The following is a 21,542-nucleotide window of genomic DNA, read 5'->3' on the forward strand; positions in this document are numbered from 1 at the left end:
TCTTCGCCCACTGCGCATCGTTCAACTCGTAACGCTTGTTACCCATCGTCCGCTCCGCGTTCCAACACGGAGCCCTATGAATCAGCGATCAGACCTTTTGGAAATCCTGAATGTCGATCCGGCCTAGTAGCTGCGCTCGATCGCGAGAGAAACCGGCTTTCGGTCCGGAAAAGGTGAGGTCATCGGAATACCGAGTGAAGACAAGCCCCTCGCGTGCCGCAAATGCGCTCAGCTCCTCATCCAGCCCGCGGCACACCAGATTTGACAGCATCGGACTCGTCGGAGCGCCTTGCGGCAGATAGCCGGTAAACTGACGACGATAGAGCTCAATTCCGCGTTTCCACCAGTTCGCGACCGTGCGTGAACCTTCCCTTTTGTCAGGTGGCGATATCCAGGGCCTTGTGCAGATCCGCGCCAGCTCGAACGAAACAAGCGGCTGATATCCCAGCGAGCGGTAGACGCGATATACGGATCGCTCCGGAATGCTCTCGAAGAAATCGTGGATGTCCAGCTTGAGCAGCCACCCTGCGCCAACGTGTCGGCTGGCGCAGTCGACTATGGAGCGACGACGCACATAGGCGAAACAGTCGGGATGCACCGCTCGCTCGCGCAGGATTTCGCGCACGATCCAGCGCTGCACCGCCATCAGCTTCGGGGCGGGCACGACGATGCGGCGGAGTCCCCCGGAACGCTTTTTGATGTGGAATTCGCGATAGAATTCGCCCGAACGTTTCGCGATCACCGAGCGAAGATATCGGTGACTGACATCCGTCCGGAATGCGAGATGCCCCAGCGTGAGAATTGCGGGCAGGCCCAGAGCCTCCGCCTTTGATGCCTGAGAAATCGCCGCAGAGATGACGGGTTCCTGACGGCCGCGCGCCAGACCCTCTGCCCGATACTGGTGGGGCGAAGCGCTGATCATCCACTTTGACCCGAATGGAGGCCCTGGTGGAGCGAACGAGCCCAGTCTTCGTCAGAGCCGGAGTTCGCTTCACCATGGTCGATCCCAGCGATGCCGTTTCCCAGGCGAAGCACAACGTGCCAGCCCGCCACGAGAACCCCGTGGCATGGACCGGCCTTTCGGCCGGCGGGAAGCTGAACGATCACCGCTCCGCCCTCAGTTCGCGAGGATAATAGGCTTCCACCCTGTTGGGCAACTGCTGATCTGGATGCGCCAGACGCCATTTCCTCAGTTCAAGCCTTCCGGCATCGGTCAGTCGTAGCGTCTGATTGGCAAGACCCAGCTGTTTCACGAGAACCAGCAGGCGATTGACCTCGGCCATGCTGATATCCGTGATCTCGGCGATCTCCCCAGCACTGCGAACCCGATGGCCGAGAAGATCGATGATCTGACCCAGCCGCATGGCACCGGCACTTCCTGCCAGAGGGGTAGCAGCAGGTGCGGGGCGCATGGTGAACAGCGGCAGCAGGTCGTCAGGAACAGCCTTGTCCTCGAACAGGCTGTTCCAGTTGTCCGCCCGCTTCCACAGAATGTACGGGAGATTGTTCGGCGCAGTATGTTCAAAGGCAATCAACGCGCGGCTGTCGCGAAAGCCAAGCGCCCGTCGCCTGTTGCTTCTTCCCGCATGCGTCTGACAGAGCTTCTCGACCTCAGCTTGCTGCTCAGGCGTCCAGCCGGTGCCGACGAAGGTCGGGCACGATCGGACAATATGGACATTGTCCTCGCCGAACCTTTTCGCGAGGAGAGCCGCCGCCCGGTTCGTTGCCGCAAATGTCGCGACATGAAAGTCTATCCACCCGAACGATGCCCAGCTTCGAATGGTCGGGTGACGCCGCAGCGCCCGATGGAAGTCAAGCAGACGCTTTCCCGAACCAGAAAAGTCGTCGACGAGCAGAATGGTGCAGACCTTGCGATCACGGAGAGTGCCGAGATCAAGAGTTGAGAGAATTCGCGTCGACAGGCTGCTGCGCCGAACTAGTCCAGTCAGAATGTTTCCGATGATAGCCTCGCTGCCAGGCAGCCCGGGATCGAAAAGGTGATAGCCGCCATCACGCCCTGGTTCGTGCGCTGAGCTTTCGGGGGCGACTTCCCTGACCGGAAATGCGGCTACCGGAGCCTGAAGTCTCTCCACGAGCTGCGCAATATGGCTGCCCAGCTCGCGTCGAAGATCGGTTTCGCTGATCAGGGAAAGTGCGTCGACCAGATCTCCGGCGACCCCGCGCTGCGCGTCCGGAAAGTTCTGCAACCAGGCAGAGACGCGCGCATGTTCGCTTCTGGCCATCATTCGACGTGCCGAATAAGATCGAGAAGGCGCAGAAACTCGTCATTCTCGGTCGCGCTTTTCCAGAAATTCACGAACCTACACACGACCTGAATGTTGCCCTCGGCATAGTGGCCGCTGCTGTCGATCCTGTCCGGAGACGGCAGGAGACTGGGGTCCGTACCGGCGAAGTCGAACGGGATGCCGGTGAGGGCACAGCGGTTCTCCTGCATTTCGAGGCGCTGTTCGAGCAGCTTCTCCAATGCACGACTGTCGAGCAGCAGGTCCTTGTTCTTCACCACGCGGAGAACGGTCTGCCCATTGGCCTGCGCCACGGTCCGCTCGATCGAAAGACGCATGTTGACGATCGCCTTTGCTCGAGCGCCGAGAACGCGACCGGGGTCGACCGCCGATCCCGTGCTGCCTGCCTCGGGCAACTTCACGAGGAGCCAGCAGTAGGAGTGGGCATCGACGAGTCGAACGCCACTGATGCCCCGGATCGACGTCAGATCGTCCCGCACGAGGCCGATGGCCGCATTGAACCGCAGATAGTTGTCCCAGCGGCAGTTCCGGAGAGTGACTAGGTCGATCCCCAGCTCTCGAAATGCCTGATCAAATCCTGTCGGCTGAATGGGCATGAACCGATCCATGTCCTTCAGAAAGTAGAAGTATGCCAGCAGAGGATATCGCGGACCGAGCAGGTCGCTCAGCTCCGAAAATAGGCGGGCCTCGTCATCTCCGTTGTACAGACCGAAAAGTGCCTGTTCGACGTCCCGCCGTGATCCCGGCCGGCCCATCGCCTCCAGCAGACCGCGATGTTCCCTGTTCGCATGACCATATCGGTTCTGCCAGAAGACCAGATTGTTCGTCAGGTTTATTCGATCTTCCTGAATTTCGACGGCGTCAATTGCTCGCTGAAGGATCTGGCCGGTGCCTATCATCTCCGGTGTCCAGCTTTCCGGTGCCAGAATCTCCAGCGCTCGCGTCCGGAGACGCGGCTTGTATCCTTCCCAGGCGGCCGCGACGCCCTCATCGAAATTCGAGAACGGCGCCCCTTTCTGAACCGCGGCAACGTTCTTCAAGAAACGGGACCAGGCTCGATCAAGGTGCCCGCCGCTGCTTGATGTCGCTGCGCCCGTCGGTTCCGTGACTTCAAAGCCGAGCTCGCGCAGTCTCTTCGCCGCATCGGTGCGGCCTCCGCTGAGTTCGAGCGCTGTCAGAGCCTGCCCGCCTCCGCCGGCCGCCCACTTGTTGGCTACCGCAGCGATCGCCTTCGAATCGTAGCGACGCCCTTCGTGGATGAGAAAATAGTCCCGCGCTCCATTGAAGCCATAGCGCTCAAGGAAAGCCTCGCGCCCCGATGCGTCAAACTCTGCGATCGCGTTCAGGACATCCTGCCTGACCAGACTGCCCCTAGGCACCTGAGTCTCCCTGGTGGGCATCGACGGCTGCCACTCGTTCGACGTACAGGAGCCACCGGTCTTCAAGCGCCGATCGGTCAGGTCCTGCAGAGCCGTTCAGATGGATTGCGATCCCGTCGAACTGCTCATAACCGGCTGCCTTCGCCTGCGGGTGCACCGCTGTCCTCAGCGTCTTCGGATCGATCCCGAGAAGTCCGAGATCAAACAGGGTATGCAGGTCACTCCGCAGAAGCAGGCCATTCCGCTCGCTGTTGTCGTTCGACCGTGCATAGGGGCTTATGTGAGCGGCCTCGACGAGGCCCGGAAATGCGCAGCCGCTGACCTGACAACGCGTGCCATAGCGATCCATCAGGCGCTTGCGAAATCGGGCCTGACCGCGACGAAGCGCAATTTCCCTGAGAACGCGGCGCCGCTCCTCGATGATCGAGTTTGCACTTCCACTGCCCTCTGTACCCGTTTCCTCGGGGGCAAGGCGGCGTACGTGATTTCGGACAATCGACGCGACATCCGGGAGAGACAGCAGGATCGGTTCCAGACGCGCGAGATCGATTTCCTTGATCGACATCTGATCATTGGGGCGAATCACCGCATTGTTGAGGACCTCGAGGGTCATTTCGGAAGGACATGCTTTGAAGGTCTTTCCGTAGTGAGCCTCAAAAGTGGCCACCTCAACCGTCTCCTCTGCCGCCCTTTCGAAGAAGTGCGCGTTCGTGCAGCGCCATCGAGGAGACTGTGTCGTGCGCGCCTTGATATTGACGGTGCCGCATTCCGGACAACGCTGGCGGACCTTAGACCCCTGGCCTTCGACGATGGCTTCAATCGTTCCGATGCCGAGGACAGAGGTGCTCGATCGGATGACTGCCACGTCGCCATTACGCACGTTTCGATGATTGGCGACGTCGCTGTCGTAGCGGTAGATGGCAGATGGATCGTCTTCGTACCCCGTGTTCCCGCCATATTGCCTGACACCTTCGACGGCGAGTAGCGACCATGCTTTCGGCGACGTCACGCAGAACGCCCTTGATCATGACGATCGTTCATTTGCCGCGACCCAGCAGACGATCCGTCCACGATCGGCGCTCGGGTTCGATACCCGAGGGCGTCTGTGCGAAGAAGGCGTCGACCGCCTCCTCAAGATCACGATCATCGAGGTCTGCGAGAAGCTGTACCTGATTGCGAAGTCGCAGGCGGATCACCGCCTCGCGCATGGCGTCTTCCATTGCCGAACGCCCAAGCTGCCGCGATGCGCGTAGCCAGCCCTCGGCCAGTGCCCGTGACAGCCTCGCGTCATTGCCGATCGAGGGGCGCTCAGTGATCTGCACGAGTGCATCCTCGGTGAGCGCACCAAGCAGCTCCCAGCGATCTTCTGCCGCAGCACCCCTGTCCAGGATCCGGCCTCGCATCCACAGACGCTGGAATGTGTTCCGCACGCCGCCGTGAAAACGTTCTGCGGGCCGATCAGCGAACCGCCAGGCCGCAAGATCGGGGAGAAGCACGCAGGCCAGAAATGCCCAGACATCGTCGCGCAAAGCTTCGCCGTCGTCGAGCTCGTCCCGCTGAGCGAGAAAGGCGGAGACTCGCTCATCGAACCGGGCCCGATCGGCTGCACTTCCCCGGTCCGGAAACCCGCAGCCGGCAGCGATCTCCACCAGTCCGGAGCGAAGATCGACGAGAATATCATGCCTGATCGGACTGCCGCCGCTAGCAGCATAGCGGGTCTCGACAGGGAAGCTGTCGGCATCGAGGATCGGTTCCGGGCGCGCCGTGTCGTCGGCGCGCCCGGCCAGAAGTGCGTCGACAGCGAGACGATCAAGCCTTGGGAATAGCTGCACGATCATGCGCTGTGGTCCAGGCTGACAATGTCAGCTGCAGCCAGAATCCCGGCATGAAATGTCGACGGGCGGAGATCGATCATGCTGCGGACGGCAGCGATGTCCTGATCGGGAAAGGCAAGGCCGATCCAGTGCGCTGCCCGACCGGCGATCGAGCACGGATCGGCCTCAACGGCGATCCGTTCGAAATCACTCTGACGCAATGAGGCCGAGATGATCTGGGTCATGACATCGGCAAGCACGACCTGGGTGGTCGCGCGATCGCCCGCGAGCAGGCGATCTGTCACGTCGGCGCGGTCGCTGTTGAGATAGAGTCGGACACTCCCGCCGAAATCGCGATGCAGATTGCCGGGCGTCCAGTGCAGCAGCCATGGGGCATAGGCCTCGGGTCGGCCGGCAAAACGCGACAGAAAGCTGACGGCCTCCATCGGGAAGCGCGGTTCCTCGCCTTCGAGGCGGAGGTCGAGCTGATCCGACCAGAGCTTCGACCCGACCCGACCGGGCGAAAGCGGCGAACCGTCGCGCGGCCGGCGCAGGAGCACGAGAGTATCGACGAGGAGTCTCTGCGACAGGCTGCGGCCGGACACCAGTTCATCGACCACGATCGTCGGCTCCAGACGAGTCAGCGGCAGTCTCGAGGTCGCGATGATCCGCCGCGGCATGTTGCCGATACCAGTGCCGATCCGGACCACCAGTTCGAGCGCACCGTCATCGACTGCCATGGACAGCTGATCGGCTGCGCGATCGAGGTCGGTGGTCACAAGCCGCCGCAGACGGAGGTCTCTCGCCGGATCCCAGTCTGGAAGCCACGCATCGGCGATCGGCGTTTCAACGCCGTCCTCGAGGAGAACCCATGGCGCCGGGCTGATCGTGGTCTGATCGAGGGTCAGAAACGGAAATGCGATCCGGCCCATCATTCAGCCTCGTCGGAGCTGAGACGGGCGGTCATCGTCACTGCGCAGTCTGCCGGCATCGCGACTGAAACCTCGAACCTGCCTCGACTTTCGCCAATGGCAACCGGGCCGTCGACTGCGAGCTCCTGTCCATGTTCGTCGACAACACGCGTGACTGTGGGCCGTAGGGCGGTCGCTGACTCCGATGCCGTCCCGCCATCCATCACCAGCAGTGGATCGAGATGGAGCGAGAGCGACGGACCCTCGCCGCGGACGACAAGCTCGAAGACACCGACAGGCCCGGTTTCACTCAGCTCCAGTCTGACAAACGCGGGTCGTGTGACAGACGGTCCCGAGCGACCACCTCCGCCACCGCCCGGACTTGGCCGACGGGGTCCGGCACCCTCGCCATCACCCTCCAGCGCTCGACCGAACAGTCCCGCAACACCGGCCAGCGACGGCGCCCTGTCGCCTTCCGGCGCGGGCGCCGAAACCGGGTTTGCATATTCGAGTGCTGCCGTGCGGATACGGTCAACAGCGATCTTGACGATGCTGCGAGCCGCTCGGTCGGAGAGAGCCTCGTACTGCCAGTCGTCATGCGCCGGCGGTTCTGCCTTGGCGAAGGCTTCCTCCACCGTGTCATTGTCCGAGGCGACAAAGACCCCGGCCCATTCGAAACGGTCATCCGCAATCTGTGTGCCGGTGAAATATCGAACAACCAGCTCCACCGGCCGCATCACCGCGATCGCGGCGGAGCGATCGGGAAACAGGCTGCCCTCGCGACCTGCGGGTGCAACGCGTTCGGCACGGAGGCCGCGCGCAAAGCTCAGGCGACCAAGATCACGCCTCGGCCGAAGGGATCGCACGATGTCACCGCCGGGAGGATCGGCGCGCATGTTCTTCATCGCGCGTGCGAAGAGATCAAGCGGCGGGAAGTCCTCTGGGCGAGGCAGCGGTCGCTCCTCGCCGTCCACGAAGATGCGAAAATGCATCTTCCTGTCATCCGGCGTTCCTTCCAGAAGGCGGGGCCAGAAGAACCAGAGAAGCGCCTCTTCGATTAGGTCGATCGCACGCTCGCGATCCTCTTCCACGAACAGCGGATCGAGGATCATGATCGATGTGCCGCTGTGCTCTGGCGACCTCTGTGGAAAGCCGAGAGCGTTGGCGAGCTCGGCCGCATCGTCCCCCTCGACCGGATCGACATGTTCGTCTTCGCCCGATGCCCGTCCCCACCAGTGCCGCCCGGTGAAGCGACGACGAACGCCCTGAGCATCGTTCGCGCTGAACGCGGAACCCAGCTGCGCCGCAATGACCCGGCGTCGAGGTTCTCCTACATGCGTGGTTTGACTGTCGATGACGATCGTCGAGCAGCGACTGGCGAGATACAGCGAGGTCTTTCCGTAACCGTAGGTCCCGCCGCCGTGCGCCGTGTTTCGTCTCGAGCCTACATTCCTCAGGAAATCGACGAAGTCGGTTGCCTCGTCCTCCATCGCTGCCACATCTGCGCGCGTCGGCCCTGCGAGGCCCGCCGTCCCGAAATCGCATATCTCCAGAACATGCGGCGCGGGGCTCGACAGGAAGGCGTCGAGCGGCTCTGCAGCGCTCTCGTCGAGAGGCCGATCGGCAAGCACGACTTCGCGAAGCGCCTGCAGCTCGGTTGGCTGGAGAGCACGGACACGGAAATGAACTTCCGCGCCACCATCGGAAAGCGCGGCGTCGCAGCTGTTCTGGACCGCCTCTCGCACGACAGTCTGCACAAGATCGATCGAGGGCGCCCCAAGAAGCTTGCGATAGCCGTCGGCTGCAAGGTTGCCGGAGGCCGCGTACGCCTCGGAGTGAAGTGTCAGATGTGGTCGAGGCACGCGACCAGCTCCGCATTTCTGGCGTCGACGGTGTCGTTGCTCAGACGACACTGCTCCGCCGTTCCGAGGTTCACTGCGTAGGAAATCTCCTCGACCCCCACCGGGACGACGCCTTCTGGAAAGCTTTCGGGGATGACGCGCGGAAAGCGAGCATCGACCAGATAATGATGCTCGTCTTCCAGGCGAAACCGGCAGCGATTCCACTCACGGGAGTCGTGATCGGTGCAGCCGTAACCCGCGACAAGGCGAAGAACCTCCTGCCTGTCGGAGGCCGCCCGCAGCACATCGGCCGCAATCCTCGCCACCGAGATGTCTCCGCCAGCCGTTTCAGCCAGTTGGAACACCGCGAGCGTCAGCGACCCTCCTGCGGGTGGAAGAAGCTGGTCCACAGCCGAGATCGTTATCCTGCGCGTCGCCGATCTGCTCGTCGTCTTCACTTCAGTGGCCAGCAGCCCGCCGTGAAAGTCGTGGCGTTCGCGAAGCGGCCCACGCCAGAGTCTCCAGGCCGTCGGATCCAGGTCGAGCAGCGTCCGCAGCATCAGCAGCTCGCCTATCAAACCCCGGATTTCCTGAATGCTGACTTCCGCTCCAGGTGCGATCAGGAGAGAGCGAAAGTCCTCGATCGTCGTGCGGCATGCCTCGACAGGCGAGGCACCACCGACGATCCGGTCCATGATCTCGCCGGCCACATCCGCAAACACGCCATCGAGCGCACCGATCAGGCATGTCATGTCCAGATAGCGGATCGGGGTACCGCCGAGGGAGTAGGTCGCAACGCCAATGGCCAGAGCATCGCTCGACGGGGTTTCGGCAATCCTTTCGCTCTGGCGGACGGGAAGAAGCAGCCTCAGCTCGCCCGCATTGCCGAGGGCAAGACGCACCGAACCCGATCCGGTCTCGATCCCCGTATCGATGCTCGGAATCTCGAGTGCCGTCGACGCCTGTCCGCCGCGGCGAAGCATGTCCCAGTGATCGATCGACGATTCAGCGGGCACGCCCGGCCTCGAGCTGCTCGGCGATCTCGTCCTCGATCTCCTCCAGATCGTCCGCAGACGGTGGTTCCAGCACAACGCTGTAATATCCACCGGCTCCTTCGGCCCTGCCGGGGAAGACGATGCCGAAGCCGACGAGGTCGCCGATGGCATCGAGGGGCGAACGCTCGGTCGAGCCCGGTCGAGGCTGCGACGCTCGATCGATCGGATAGAGCAGCAGCAGCGGCACCTGCCCGACAATCCCAGCGCGTGCTGTCTTGAGCCCGCTCCAGTCCCCGTTCGGCACGCCGTCCCCGGCCGCGCCGCAGTCGAACAGGACATCGCGCTTCGACATCAAGGCCTTGATGTCGGCAAAGTCCTCCGGTCGGTTGAGCCGGCTTCTCGTCGAAAGCGTGACCGGTCCAAGGCCTCCAAGCGGCTCGGCAGAAACGGAGCCGACGCGCGGCTGCACGACGCCGACACTCCAGGTCTTCTGGCTGTCGCCTGACGCATCGAGATAGCCGAGCAGGAAGTCTGCCGACAGCTCCCGATGTGACGCCTGAACGGAATAGGCACGCAGGAACTGGACGATCAGCCGGCCGGGAACCCCCTCGTACAGAACGCTCGCTGGATCAGCAGATCGAAGACCAAGGTCGGTCGCCTGGGTCATCAGATTCGAGGCAGCGGTCCAGTTTGTCTGAACGATCCGCCGATCGTGGTGATCGAAGCGGATGGTCTGCACATGTTTCCCGGCGTAGCTCACGTCGGTCAGCACGGCTGCTCTCATCTTGCTCGCCGCGGTGATGGCCATGCCGGGAATGGATCGCACGCGAACCGCAAATTCCATCGGCGTGTTGTGGCGAATGGCATATTCGGCGACGTCTTCGCGGATTTCCGCCTCGATGAGGGCGAGCGATCGGAATGCGGTCGACAGCGCCTCGGTCATCCAGATGCGCGGCATGTCCTCATAGTCCGGACGATAGCCGAACCAGCGGCCCATCTGCAGGAGCGTGTCGTACTGGCTCGAGGTGCGAAGGAAATAGCTGACGCACAGCCCTTCGATCGTGAGGCCACGTGCCAGGATCGATCCGCCGACCACGATATAGGTCTTCGGCGCGCCGTCGTAGTCGATGCGATCCTCGCTGACGCCGTTCTCCACCGGCACTTCGAGCGCTTCGAGGACCGCCGGCATGAAAGGAAGCAGCTGTTCGGAGGTGACATGCGGATAGGGACAGACGCCCGCGGGAATTCTGAGCTGCTCGGCATCCCAGAGGGCGAGCATTCGCTGGCACAGAACCGAAGAGGAATCCCCGAGCTCGTCGCCGACCACTTCCAGCCAGGCCTTGACCAGCGTCGCGAGCCGATCGTGCATGATCACATAGGCAGAGGTGTGAATCAGCATCGACATGTGGCTGTCGGCCTGACCCCTGAAACGGCGTGCTGCACATGACGCCAGAAAATAGAGAACCGCATCCTCGAGCGAGGGCGGCATTCGCGGCTGGAAGGCGTCCTTCTCCGCCCGGCTAGGCGGCTGCAGCAGCGCTGTTTCATCCTCGTCGATGTCCCGGATCATGTCGAGCCCCTTCTCCTCCGGGAGGGGCGCGTCGGCATCGGCGGGCGGCCGGCCGAACAGCTTTTCCGTGCCGAAATAGCCGTCCGGCGTCGGAAGTGCGGTGATGAAGTCCTTCGGATAAAGGTCGTCCAGCTCGCCGCCATTGACTGGAAACGGGTTGATCAGGACATTTGCGAAAGGCGTCGCGGTGTAGCCGACATAGGCGTTTGCTGGAAACTTCTTCAGGATCAGCCGGATGTTCTCGTTGATCCGGGTCATGTCATATTCGCCCGAAGCGGTATTGACGCTGGCCTGATCACATTCGTCGTCGATGATGAGCACGCGGAGCCGGCGAAGCACGGCCGGCAAGGTGCGATCGAGCGTCGCGAGAAGCTGACCGAGCGGTGCAACGTTCTTCTTCACGACCGCGAGCTGCACGACGCCCTCCGCCGGCGCTGGAAATCCGCCGTTCGGGGGCATTCGGAAGTCGCCTTGGTCGTCTTCGCTGGTCCGCAGTTCCCAGCGGTCGCGAAGGCGATCGACCAGATCCTTGCGCATCCGGCTCTGTGTCTGTCGGCGCAGCTTGTTCGTCAGGCCGGCGAGAATGATCACCAGATTGTAGCCAGCGTCGACCGCCTTTGCGATGACCGCGGTCATGTTGGCGGTCTTGCCCGACTGTACATGACCGATCACCAGCCCCCGGCAGGCAAAGCTTTCGGTCGCAGGATTTTCGAGCAGCGAGACAATCTCGTTCGACGCGGCGCCGATCCTCTCGTCTACCGTCTCGGCCGACCAGCCCTTCGAATCCACGAGGTAGGCCCGCAGCGCCGGCCAGTGCCGGTCGCCTTCCGCAGGTCCGCGATACCATTGCTGGCGAACACGGAACATGGAATTGACACGGAGAATCTCGACGGGTCGGATCGTGGCCCTGACGCTCTCGATCGCAGCGGCAAAGTCGTCCTCCTGCTCGGGAGTGAAGGCCCCGAGGATCGGCTCCAGATCGGCACGCACGAGGCGAGCCGCATCATCGACATCTACCGCCGTCGCAAGGCGCGCGCGCAGCTGCCTGGCAAACGCGTCTGTCTGTGTTGCTGACGGCATCAAGCCTCCCCCAAGCTCAGAAGTTCGAGTCCCAATTCTCGCAGTTGTGCACAGCACGCAGGAGAGCGACAAGTTATAAAGCCGCCGTTTCGAAATACTTGCGGTGCCGCAATTCAGACGTCCGAACTGATGGTCCCGGTTACCCGGTCCGCGAAAGAACAGCTTGCGGATGAGTGTCTGCCGCTTCATCCCGGTCCGCGGTAAGAATCGCGTACAGCGCCTCGCCGATCCACCGCGCTAGCAGCGGAGGAACCGCATTTCCTACCTGGGTGTACTGCTGGGTCCGGTTGCCCTTGAACAGATAGTTGTCGGGAAAGGTCTGCAGTCTTGCCGCTTCGCGGACCGTGAGACTCCGACATTGCAGCGGATCAGGATGGATGAAGTAGTGGCCATCCTTCGAGATATGGCTCGTCACTGTCGTCGATGGTCCGCTGGCCAGCTGGACCCTGAACCGATCGGCAAACTTGCCGGAGTTCCAGTTCTCGTGCGCTGGCGCCAGCTCTTCCGGAAAGTCGGCTGCTTTCGGTGACCGGCCGACCACCTCGGCGAAAACCGCGGCAAAGAAGTAGCGCGCGAGATCGCTGCCCATGTGGCTTCGCGTCGCATGGTTCGGGAGCGTTTCCAGCTGTTCGTCGGTCAGCCAGCTGCGCAGGTCATCCGGACAGTCATCGGCAATGCCGACGCCGAAGCCTTCGCGACCGGGCAGATCGTTGAGCGCGACAAAGCGCCGATGATATTCGCTGGCACGGGCGGTGAAAGCTGCCTGACGCTCGTCGTCAAGATCGGTCTCGAGGTCAGCGACGAAGGCCATCGCGGTCTGCACGATGCCGCGCCATGCATCGGCGCTGTCGGCTTCCTGACTGAGGCCGCTGCGCAGGTGCGGCATGCCGGCGAGGACCTGGCCCACGGTCGTTCGCAGATTGTGGCGGATCATGAGGTCGGCCAGTGCGCGGTCGGGCAGATCCTCGGCGAGATCGGCACGGAGCCCGACGACAATGACCCGATGGCGGGCCTGCGGCACGCCAAAGTCCTCGGCGCGGACGATGAAGTCGGATGCACGCGGCTCGAAACGCCCGAGATCGAGCTGCTGCCGGCTGCGCGGATCGAGCGCGATGAGCCTGTATCTGCGTCCGCCTTCACGGTCGCCGCGCAGGTCGCGGAGAACCTGATCGAAGATGCGGCTTTCCCCGTCCACCGACGAGGACAACATGCCCTTCACATTCTCCATGACGAAGGCTGCCGGATTCAGTCGGTCGAGAATCCGGATGTATTCCTGGTACAGGAAGTGCCGATTGTCCTCGAGTGCGACGTAGCCTTCCTTGCCCAGATTGCGCGAGCGGCCGGCGAGGGAATAGGCCTGGCATGGCGGCCCGCCGATCAGGATGACGTCGCCGCCGCTTTCGACACGGATTGCGTCGAGGCGTGCGTCAAGACGCAGAGCAGGCTCTTCCTTGCCGAGTTCGAGCTGCCAGGCTTCCTCTTCGGCCGCTTCCCATTCGTCGGGATACAGCGTTGCCCAGTCCGGTTCCGGCGCCTTCCCGTTGATGTAGTCGTAGTAGCCGACCGGAATGTCGCCATCGAACTGACGCAGGAAGCTGCGCAGCCGCAGGGTTTCGTGCGCCGATGCATCCTTCTCTATCGACAGGGCGATTCGGAAGGCATGTTCGTCACCCGCACCGGGAACGCCTGAAAATCCTTCGGCCAGACCCCCGGGACCTGCAAAAATGTCGACGACAGAATATCTTGGCAAGACTCACACGCTTTCCGAAGGTCACGCAAAGGGATGTTGATTATCATCATCGACGCGAAATGACAGGTCGGTCTCCATGGTCGATGTAGTCGACGCGGCGACACGGTCGCGGATGATGTCTGGCATCCGCGGCACGGACACGCGTCCGGAGACCTTTCTGCGCAAGGCGCTCCATCGTGCCGGTTTCAGATACAGGCTGCACGCGGCGAAGCTTCCCGGGCGGCCCGATATCGTGCTTGCCTCCCGGCGCGCTGCGATCTTCGTGCACGGATGCTTCTGGCATCGCCATGAGGGGTGTCACTGGTGCACGACACCGGCGAGCAACGTCGAATTCTGGCGCGGCAAGTTCGAGCGCAATGTCGAACGGGACCGGACCGTCGTCGAGACCTTGCAGTCGATGGAATGGCGGACGGCCATCATCTGGGAATGCGGGCTTCGCAAGCGTTATGCGGCGTCGACACTGGAGGACGTCGTGGCATGGCTTCGGTCCGATGATCTCGCCCACGAGAGCGCGCTGGTCCGACCAAAGGCGAAGAGCGATTGAAACATCCACACGTGTCACATAACCTGGGTCTCATCCCGCACAAACCCAGGTTATGTGACAGCGGCCGCGTCACATAACCTGGGTCTCAAGCCAGCCAGACCCAGGTTATGTGACCAATGAGCGAAACGCAGCAACCCCAGCGAACCCTCCTTGCCCAGCTGCTAATGCAGAAGCCGATCGTGCGGGCATACGAGCTTCGCAGCGAGGGTATCGATCCCAAGACCATTTCCCGCGCCGTTGCGGCCGGTGAACTGATCCGCATCTCGCGCGGCCTCTATCAGCGACCTGACAGCGATATCGACACCCATCAGGCACTGGCAGAGGCAGCGAAGAAGGTCCCTCGTGGCGTCGTGGCGATGGTCTCTGCGCTGGCATACCATGAGCTGACCGACCAGATGCCACGCAAGGTCTGGATGGCGGTCAGCGTGAAGGACTGGAGCCCGTCCGCTTCGTCCTATCCACCGGTCCGCATCGTCGAGTTCCGGGACAGATACATGCAGCAGGGAATCGAACACCACACGATCTCGGGGACCCGCGTCCCGATCTATTCGATTCCCAAGACCCTCGCAGACGTCTTCCGAAATCGAAAGCTGGTCGATCGATCCGTGGCAGTGGAAGCACTCCGCGCCACGCTGGATCAGCGCAGGGCGACGCCGGCATCGATCGCAGAAGCGGCAATGGCTGGCGACGCATGGAACATCATGCGTCCCTATCTCGAGGCACTCACTTCCAATGGCTAAGGCGCCAGTGAACATTGCGGCCTCCGTCAAGCAGCGGCTGCTGAACCTCGCTCGCGCGGAAGGGCGAGCCTATGATGTGGTGCTCGTCCGCTATGCCCTCGAGCGGCTGCTCTATCGCCTTTCGATATCCGAACATCGTGGCTCCTTCATTCTGAAAGGAGGCATGCTCGTCACCCTCTGGATCGAAAGCAGCTCGCGCGAGACGAGAGATGCGGACTTTCTGGGTCACGGGGACTCCGACCCTGACTACCTGCGCGAGGTATTTGCCGGAGTCTTGTCGATCGATGCTGATGACGGACTTGCCTTCGACACGGCAAGCCTGAGGACCGCCGTCATCCGGGAAGAGATGGAATATGGTGGCGTGCGGCTGCGTGCCGATGCCTATCTTGAAAGGACCCGGATACCCGTCACGATCGACATCGGCTTCGGTGACGCGCTCGCCGACGCTGCCCGGACCATGGCCTATCCCTCGATGCTGGGCATGGATGAGCCGGAGATCCGGATCTATCCGCCTGCATCGGTAATCGCCGAGAAGTTTCAGGCGATGGTGGCACTCGGCATCGCCAACGGTCGGATGAAGGACTATTTCGACCTCTGGGCGATCCCCCGGGCGCTGGAGATAGCTCCTGACGATCTGGATGCAGCTATCCGAGCCACCTTCGAGCGACGTGGAACCTCCATCCCGGCGGACCGACCGCCCGGGCTGTCCGATGCCATGATTGGTGACGATGCCAAACGAACTCAATGGCGCGCCTACGCCGCATCGCTCGATCTCAAGGAACTGGCCTTCGAGGAAGTCGTCGAAGCTGCTTGGGCGCTTGTCGGCCCTTCCTGTCAGAGGCTGTCGACCACGACGTAGCGCGTCGCCGCGCCCGCCCGCTGCCCCAGCGCCGTGGCTGACCTGCGCCCGGCAGCCGTCCTTGCTTCGGCCGATGGCTCAATCCTGCTCCTGCTCGATGGTGAAGCGGAGGCTTCCGACACCCCAGCTGCTCGAGGGTTCGGGCAGATAATCGACCTCTTCGGGGACACTGAGACCCTTCAGCTCCTCCAGAAGGTCATCCAATCCACGTGCAGCAGACCCGGGCTCCAGCAGACTCGCGGTTGCAGTCGCGAGCTGGTTCCAGTTCGCGAACATGGCATCGTCGCCCTCGACCACCTTGCGAAGCGAGTGCGCGTAATGCCGCGTCAGGACCAGTAGGCTGACCTTCGGCGTCGACGAACCGGAAGGAAGGCGAAGGGTTGCTCGAACCTCGGACGGGCTTGCGGCCGAGAGCCATGATCGGACCTTGCGGAGCCAGTCGCCGACCTGCTGATTGAGGCGACCAGTTCGTGCCAGCATCGTCGCAAGGTCAGCACCATAGGGATCCTGGTGCTTCAGCTGGACAAGCACGACACGATCGGAGGACCGCTCGACGATCACTAGGTCAAGGTCGGTCAGTACCTTTCCATTCTGCCTTAACTTGATGTTTCCTCGATACTCCAGCGTGGGAAGCACCTCGCGGACCGCCTTTTCCAGCGCCCTCTGCATGACGCCTTCGCGCGCACGCTGCGCGCGGTCGTAGTCCTTCGGAAAATTGTGCTGCAGCGCGTTGAGAAGGAAGAGCATGACCTCGTCGCTGGTCGCGCCGGCCAGCGGCCGGATGACGTGGCCGTCGGAACACTGGATCAACGGCGGTATCGGTGCGCCCGGCCGTTCGAGCAGGGCAAGATTGCGCCTGCTGATCGACAGCACGTCAAATATCTTGCGGACATCTGCATCATTCACCGGAACATGTCCGGTGAACTGTTGGCCATACTCGTTGATGAAGTCGCGCAGACCCTCGAGATATCCCGGGGTCTCGACCGACACGGTGAGCACGTCCTCGGCCCGGATCGACGGCACCTTCTCCATGAGCGCACGAACGAACGCGCGATGCTTCATCCCGACCGATACGATGAAGGTCGCCGCGAGCTTGAAATTCGAGAAGGTGATGCCGCCGAACGTCGTCGAGAAGTGGAATGTGTCGTAGCCCTTTGCGAGCAGCATGTCGGTGTAGGCATGGCCAAAAAAATAGAAGTCCAGCGTCGGGTCGGCCTCGTAGCCGATGAAGTGTGTTCGGAACGGGTAGACCAGATCGGTCAGCAGCGTCCTGACCTCGTCACCGATCTTCTCGCCGACGATTGCCTCGTAGCCCTCGGAGAGAAACGAGCGATGATTTCCGACATGAAGCCGCTCCAGCTCTCGCTCGTGTAGTTCGAGATCAGGGAGCTTCGAAGGGAGAGTTATCCGAAAGCTATCTTCCAGTTTTTCGATGCGCCCGCCGACGGCAGACAGGCTCTGCGCCACGCGACGATCATGTTCGATCGTCCCGGCTATGGCGATCAGCTGGAGGACAGGGCCCGAATATCTGAGATCGCGCTGAATTGTTATGGCGGGCGCTTCAAAATCGCGATGCGCCTCCATTGCCAGCTGGAGTATCCGCACAACGCCAATGCGGATGATATACGATCGTTCCTGGTCCACTTCATCGGACGCCGATCCTCGATGGAAGCCTTCGAAATCGAGATCGAGCTCATTGACGGCGATTCGCATGAGGAGACCCACCCGGTCCGCCGCAACCTCCGCAGAAAGTTGCCGCTCCGCCTCGTTGAGGCGATCATAGAATTCGCGCAGATTCTCCATCACGATAGCGATCCCAAATCACCTGCGTTTCAGCAAGGCTCCTCCACAACCTCAATGGTGCTGTGAACATGGCTCAACCTGGAGAACCCGTAGCGCTTTCTGCTGAAGAGAAGGCTTGGATCGTTGAGTTCTTGCAGAGCCTCTCCGAAGAGGAGAACAGAATCTCACAGCAGCTCGCGCGTGACCATCGGGGGGTCCTTCTTGCTGGTGCGCTGAAAGAGCTCGATCTTCACGAAACGTTCATTGCGGAGAACGGTCTCGAAGAGGAGTTGTCGTATTCATTTTATTTTCTGTCGATGGGTCTCAGGCGGCTGGCTATCCTCATGCTCAGCCTGCACTCGGACTTTCCCTTTCCTGCGATCACGATGCCACGATCCGAGGACCTCGCACGACGAGTTACTGATCTCGCCACGATACTGGGGTTCATCGAACACGGAAGGCGCGTTGTCGAGCTGACCTGGTCTGGCCTGTCAACGATCACGAAGGTGGATCCGAAACTCTACCGCTTTGATTTTCCTTCTAAGATTATCGACGCGCAGTCTCATGAGCGGGGAGTTGAAGAGCATTATCGAGATATCCTGCAGAATGAGATTGGGCGGAATTTATTTGAAACTCCGGAAGGTAAAATAAGATCTGAAAAAATTTGGCAATCATTCCTCGGAAATATCTATGTCTGGCGCGATCTTTTCATGGGCTACAACGCAGATCCTTTTCTCGATGACATATTTTTCACTATAGCTTGGGGGCAAATTGTCGCGACCCCTCAATTCGACTCATTCAATGAATTGAAAAAATTTGGCGGAATTACGTACCTAAAATATCTGATGAGTGCTGCAATTGTTGTGTCGTTTGCCCTCAAGCACGAACGATTTGCGGCAGCCATGAACGTGAAATACCCCGACATCCCAAGGGGTAACGTGCTGACAATATCGGCGGACCGCGAGGAATTCATCGACGATCTCTGGCATGCTCTGGAGGAGTTCGGGGAGAGATTTGCCCATTATACTCCGACCTCTCGAGCTGAAGCTGAGCAATTGTTTAAGACCGTGACGCTCAATCGGGAGAATGTCGCTGTCGCTTCGAGACCACACGCCCCACTACCGGTAATAGTCGAGTTCGCATCAACCTCGATCGTGAAGGTGGTGAGCGGCCGAGCACGACAAATGGAGTTCCTCCTCGATTCCCTCAGACGGAATTTTCAGTCTGATTATTCATCCAACCAGCGAGGCCGCGAAGCGTCACTTCAGCGCGCACTAACAGGATTTCTGCAGTCCATGTTTCCGGACGTGATCTGCCGCACCAACATAAAGCTTCGGTATCAAGGCAGGGTGCTGACGGACGTCGACCTGGTTGCCTTCGACCCCATCTATGGCGACCTGATGCTGTTTCAGCTCAAGCATCAAGACACACCCGGTCCAGACCTCAAGGCCGAAAACTCGAGAATGCCGCGATTTCTGCGAGAATGCTCCGAATGGCTCGATGTCGTGGCGGATTGGCTCGGCACCGCCGACGAGACGATCCTGCGGAATGCCTTTCGACTTCCGCGAGGCGCCAAGATATCGAGGGTCAGGAAACTCATCGTCGCGAGGCATCACGCCTACCCACTTGCGGGAACCAGCATCGACGAGAATACAGCGTATGCCACTTGGTTGCAGTTTTACAACGCTGGACGGGTGATGATCGCAAGGCAGGGTAATCTCAGGTCCATGAACGGTCTTTTCGCGTTTCTGCGTGAGCACATTGTCAGGGCCCCCGTCCGCCACCATCAGGAGGAGCAGCCAAAGCGGTTTCGCTTGCACGATCTGGAATACGAAATCGTCCAGCGAAAAAATTAGACGCGAGATTCCTTGGCAAGGAGCTGAAGCGCTGGCTGTCCCGTCGTTTCTTGCAAACCGTCCACAAGCATCCAGCCTTTTCCACGCCTCCAGATCGTGCTAATGATGCATATGGCGATCTTCTAAGTCGATGATTTGACTGGAAAATCAACCGCTTAATCGCTCAGCTGCAAAGCTCTTCTGACACCAGCTTGCCATAGCTCTCACTCGAACAACCTAGTAGCAAAGGTCTTTGTGAGTCCGCGCAGCGGCGCGGACCTTGACCGATTTGCCCCTGCTTGCAGCCGGTGGCCCCAAAAAGGGCTATGGCGGCACCAGACGGCTCCTGACGCAATCCGGTCAATCCGACGACACTAGGCCCCAACCCGCGCGGCTAATTCCCATGCGGGCGGAGGCCTGCGTGACACCCACCAAACTGCTTGTCGGTCAAATCACCGTCGTGTTCGGGATCGTGCTGGCGGGCATCTGGACCGCGACGCAGTGGGCGGCTGCGGCGCTCGCCTACCAGCCTGAGCTCGGATCGCCATGGGCGACGATCGGCGGCGTCCCGATCTATCGCCCGTGGGCGATCTTCCTGTGGTGGTATCACTTCGATGCCTACGCCCCGCACGTCTTCGATCGGGCCGGCGCGATCGCCGGCGCGAGCGGCTTCATCGGCTGCGGGGCGGCAGTGGCTGGGTCGCTGTGGCGCGCGCGTCAGCGGCGCAATGTCACGACCTACGGCTCGGCACACTGGGCCTCCGACCGCGAGACGTCAGCCGCGGGGCTCTTCAGCGACCGTGGCATCTTCCTCGGTCGCGTTCGTGAGCGTTATCTCCGCCACGATGGTCCGGAGCATGTCATGGCCTTTGCGCCGACGCGGTCGGGCAAGGGAGTCGGTCTTGTCGTGCCGACCCTTCTCGGCTGGTCCGGCTCGACCGTCATACATGACATCAAGGGAGAGAACTGGCAGCTGACGGCGGGCTGGCGCGCGCGCTTCTCGCACTGCCTGCTGTTCAACCCGACCGATGCCCGTTCCGCGCGCTACAATCCGCTGCTCGAAGTTCGTCGCGGCGCGGACGAAGTGCGCGACGTCCAGAACATCGCGGACATCCTGGTCGATCCCGAAGGCGCGCTGGACCGGCGCAATCACTGGGAAAAGACGAGCCACTCGCTGCTTGTCGGCGCGATCCTCCACATCCTCTATGCCGATGCCGACAAGACGCTTTCGCGCGTAGCGACCTTCCTGTCCGATCCGCAGCGACCGTTCGTCGCGACCCTGCGCGTCATGATGACGACCAATCATCTCGGGGCACCCGACGCCCCGCTCGTCCATCCCGTCGTGGCCTCGGCTGCGCGCGAACTGCTCAACAAGAGCGAGAACGAGCGTTCCGGCGTGCTGTCCACGGCGATGTCGTTCCTCGGCCTTTATCGCGATCCCACGGTGGCCGCCGTCACCGCCGCATCCGACTGGCGCATCGTCGACCTGGTCGAGGGTGATCATCCGGTGTCGCTCTACCTCGTCGTGCCGCCGTCCGACATCAGCCGCACCAAGCCGCTGATCCGGCTGGTGCTCAATCAGATTGGGCGCCGCCTCACCGAACATCTTCACGCAGATAACAAGCCGGGCCGCCATCGCCTGCTGATGATGCTGGACGAGTTTCCGGCGCTTGGCCGCCTCGACTTCTTCGAGACGAGCCTGGCATTCCTCGCCGGCTACGGCGTGCGCGCCTTCCTCATCGCCCAGAGCCTCAATCAGATCGAGAAGGCCTATGGCGAGCACAACGCGATCCTCGACAACTGCCATGTCCGCGTCGCCTTTGCGACCAATGACGAACGCACCGCCAAGCGCATCTCCGATGCGCTCGGCACCGCGACCGAGCAGCGTGCGATGCGCAACTATGCCGGCCACCGGCTCGCCCCCTGGCTCGCACACGTCATGGTCAGCCGGCAGGAAACAGCTCGCGCACTGCTGACACCCGGCGAAGTCATGCAGCTTCCGCCCGTGGACGAGCTTGTCCTCGTCGCCGGGCACGCCCCCGTGCGCGCGAAGAAGCTCCGCTACTACGAGGACAGGACCTTCAAGGCGCGCATCCTTCCCGCGCCAGCGCTGGCAAGCGGGGGCTACGCCGACCTGCCCAAGGCACGCGCGGACGACTGGCACGGCCTTGTACGCGG

17 protein-coding genes are annotated in these 21,542 nt (G+C 61.6%); 6 read left to right on the forward strand and 11 right to left on the reverse strand.

Annotated elements, in window-relative coordinates; genetic code table 11:
- Positions 1–88: 88 nt before the first annotated feature.
- From KK488_RS21035 to KK488_RS21525, 5 genes are all read right to left on the reverse strand, one after another.
- Positions 89–922: a reverse transcriptase domain-containing protein gene (locus KK488_RS21035; RefSeq protein WP_214625694.1), complete on the reverse strand. Its 834-nt coding sequence runs from the start codon at positions 920–922 to the stop codon at positions 89–91.
- 181 nt (positions 923–1,103) lie between these two features.
- Positions 1,104–2,246, reverse strand: coding sequence for a phosphoribosyltransferase-like protein (locus KK488_RS21040; protein ID WP_214625695.1), 1,143 nt, complete (start codon positions 2,244–2,246; stop codon positions 1,104–1,106).
- Complete coding sequence (locus KK488_RS21635) at positions 2,243–3,643, reverse strand: ScoMcrA-related endonuclease (protein WP_214625696.1); 1,401 nt, start codon at positions 3,641–3,643, stop codon at positions 2,243–2,245. Before KK488_RS21635 ends, KK488_RS21040 begins: the two co-directional genes overlap by 4 nt.
- Positions 3,636–4,652 carry an HNH endonuclease gene (locus KK488_RS21735; RefSeq protein ID WP_214625697.1) on the reverse strand — a complete coding sequence of 339 codons (1,017 nt, stop codon included), beginning with the start codon at positions 4,650–4,652 and terminating at the stop codon, positions 3,636–3,638. Before KK488_RS21735 ends, KK488_RS21635 begins: the two co-directional genes overlap by 8 nt.
- A 28-nt stretch (positions 4,653–4,680) precedes the next feature.
- Complete coding sequence (locus tag KK488_RS21525) at positions 4,681–5,391, reverse strand: DUF6339 family protein (RefSeq protein WP_490166842.1); 711 nt, start codon at positions 5,389–5,391, stop codon at positions 4,681–4,683.
- On the opposite strand from KK488_RS21525, the gene KK488_RS21060 reads away from it, so the two are divergent.
- Positions 5,323–5,469: a hypothetical protein gene (locus KK488_RS21060; RefSeq protein WP_214625699.1), complete on the forward strand. Its 147-nt coding sequence runs from the start codon at positions 5,323–5,325 to the stop codon at positions 5,467–5,469. The genes KK488_RS21525 and KK488_RS21060 overlap by 69 nt on opposite strands.
- An 8-nt stretch (positions 5,470–5,477) precedes the next feature.
- Here the strand turns inward: KK488_RS21060 and KK488_RS21065 are convergent, their stop codons facing one another.
- The 5 genes from KK488_RS21065 to KK488_RS21085 form a co-directional block, all read right to left on the reverse strand.
- Positions 5,478–6,392 carry a hypothetical protein gene (locus KK488_RS21065; protein WP_214625700.1) on the reverse strand — a complete coding sequence of 305 codons (915 nt, stop codon included), beginning with the start codon at positions 6,390–6,392 and terminating at the stop codon, positions 5,478–5,480.
- The gene (locus KK488_RS21070; protein WP_214625701.1) at positions 6,389–8,113 is read right to left on the reverse strand and encodes a hypothetical protein; all 1,725 of its coding nucleotides are present in this window, start codon (positions 8,111–8,113) and stop codon (positions 6,389–6,391) included. Before KK488_RS21070 ends, KK488_RS21065 begins: the two co-directional genes overlap by 4 nt.
- A gap of 98 nt (positions 8,114–8,211) precedes the next feature.
- On the reverse strand, positions 8,212–9,225 hold the full coding sequence (locus KK488_RS21075) for a PD-(D/E)XK motif protein (RefSeq protein ID WP_214625702.1): 1,014 nt from the start codon (positions 9,223–9,225) through the stop codon (positions 8,212–8,214).
- Positions 9,215–11,854 (reverse strand): Z1 domain-containing protein, encoded by a 2,640-nt coding sequence (locus KK488_RS21080; RefSeq protein WP_214625703.1) that lies wholly within the window; start codon positions 11,852–11,854, stop codon positions 9,215–9,217. Before KK488_RS21080 ends, KK488_RS21075 begins: the two co-directional genes overlap by 11 nt.
- Positions 11,855–11,993: 139 nt before the next feature.
- On the reverse strand, positions 11,994–13,604 hold the full coding sequence (locus tag KK488_RS21085) for a DNA cytosine methyltransferase (RefSeq protein ID WP_250890899.1): 1,611 nt from the start codon (positions 13,602–13,604) through the stop codon (positions 11,994–11,996).
- Between the two features lie 76 nt (positions 13,605–13,680).
- Here KK488_RS21085 and KK488_RS21090 point away from each other — a divergent pair, with 76 nt between their 5' ends.
- The 3 genes from KK488_RS21090 (at position 13,681) to KK488_RS21100 (ending at position 15,747) form a co-directional block, all read left to right on the forward strand.
- On the forward strand, positions 13,681–14,148 hold the full coding sequence (locus KK488_RS21090; protein WP_214625704.1) for a very short patch repair endonuclease: 468 nt from the start codon (positions 13,681–13,683) through the stop codon (positions 14,146–14,148).
- Positions 14,149–14,264: 116 nt separating this feature from the next.
- A complete protein-coding gene (locus KK488_RS21095) occupies positions 14,265–14,888 on the forward strand; it encodes a type IV toxin-antitoxin system AbiEi family antitoxin domain-containing protein (protein WP_284732254.1) in 624 nt (207 codons plus the stop codon).
- On the forward strand, positions 14,881–15,747 hold the full coding sequence (locus KK488_RS21100; protein WP_214625706.1) for a nucleotidyl transferase AbiEii/AbiGii toxin family protein: 867 nt from the start codon (positions 14,881–14,883) through the stop codon (positions 15,745–15,747). The genes KK488_RS21095 and KK488_RS21100 overlap by 8 nt, the downstream gene beginning before the upstream one ends.
- Before the next feature lie 78 nt (positions 15,748–15,825).
- Here KK488_RS21100 and KK488_RS21105 read toward each other — a convergent pair whose 3' ends face one another.
- A complete protein-coding gene (locus tag KK488_RS21105; RefSeq protein WP_214625707.1) occupies positions 15,826–17,550 on the reverse strand; it encodes a hypothetical protein in 1,725 nt (574 codons plus the stop codon).
- 68 nt (positions 17,551–17,618) lie between these two features.
- On the opposite strand from KK488_RS21105, the gene KK488_RS21110 reads away from it, so the two are divergent.
- Together KK488_RS21110 and KK488_RS21115 are read left to right on the forward strand one after the other, a co-directional pair.
- Entirely contained in the window at positions 17,619–19,385 is a 1,767-nt protein-coding gene (locus KK488_RS21110; protein WP_214625708.1) for a hypothetical protein, read from the forward strand.
- Positions 19,386–19,785: 400 nt separating this feature from the next.
- The coding region (locus tag KK488_RS21115; RefSeq protein ID WP_214625709.1) for a conjugal transfer protein TraG at positions 19,786–21,542 on the forward strand (1,757 nt) is incomplete at its 3' end.

The organism is Sphingobium nicotianae (assembly GCF_018603885.1).
Classification (GTDB): domain Bacteria; phylum Pseudomonadota; class Alphaproteobacteria; order Sphingomonadales; family Sphingomonadaceae; genus Sphingobium; species Sphingobium nicotianae.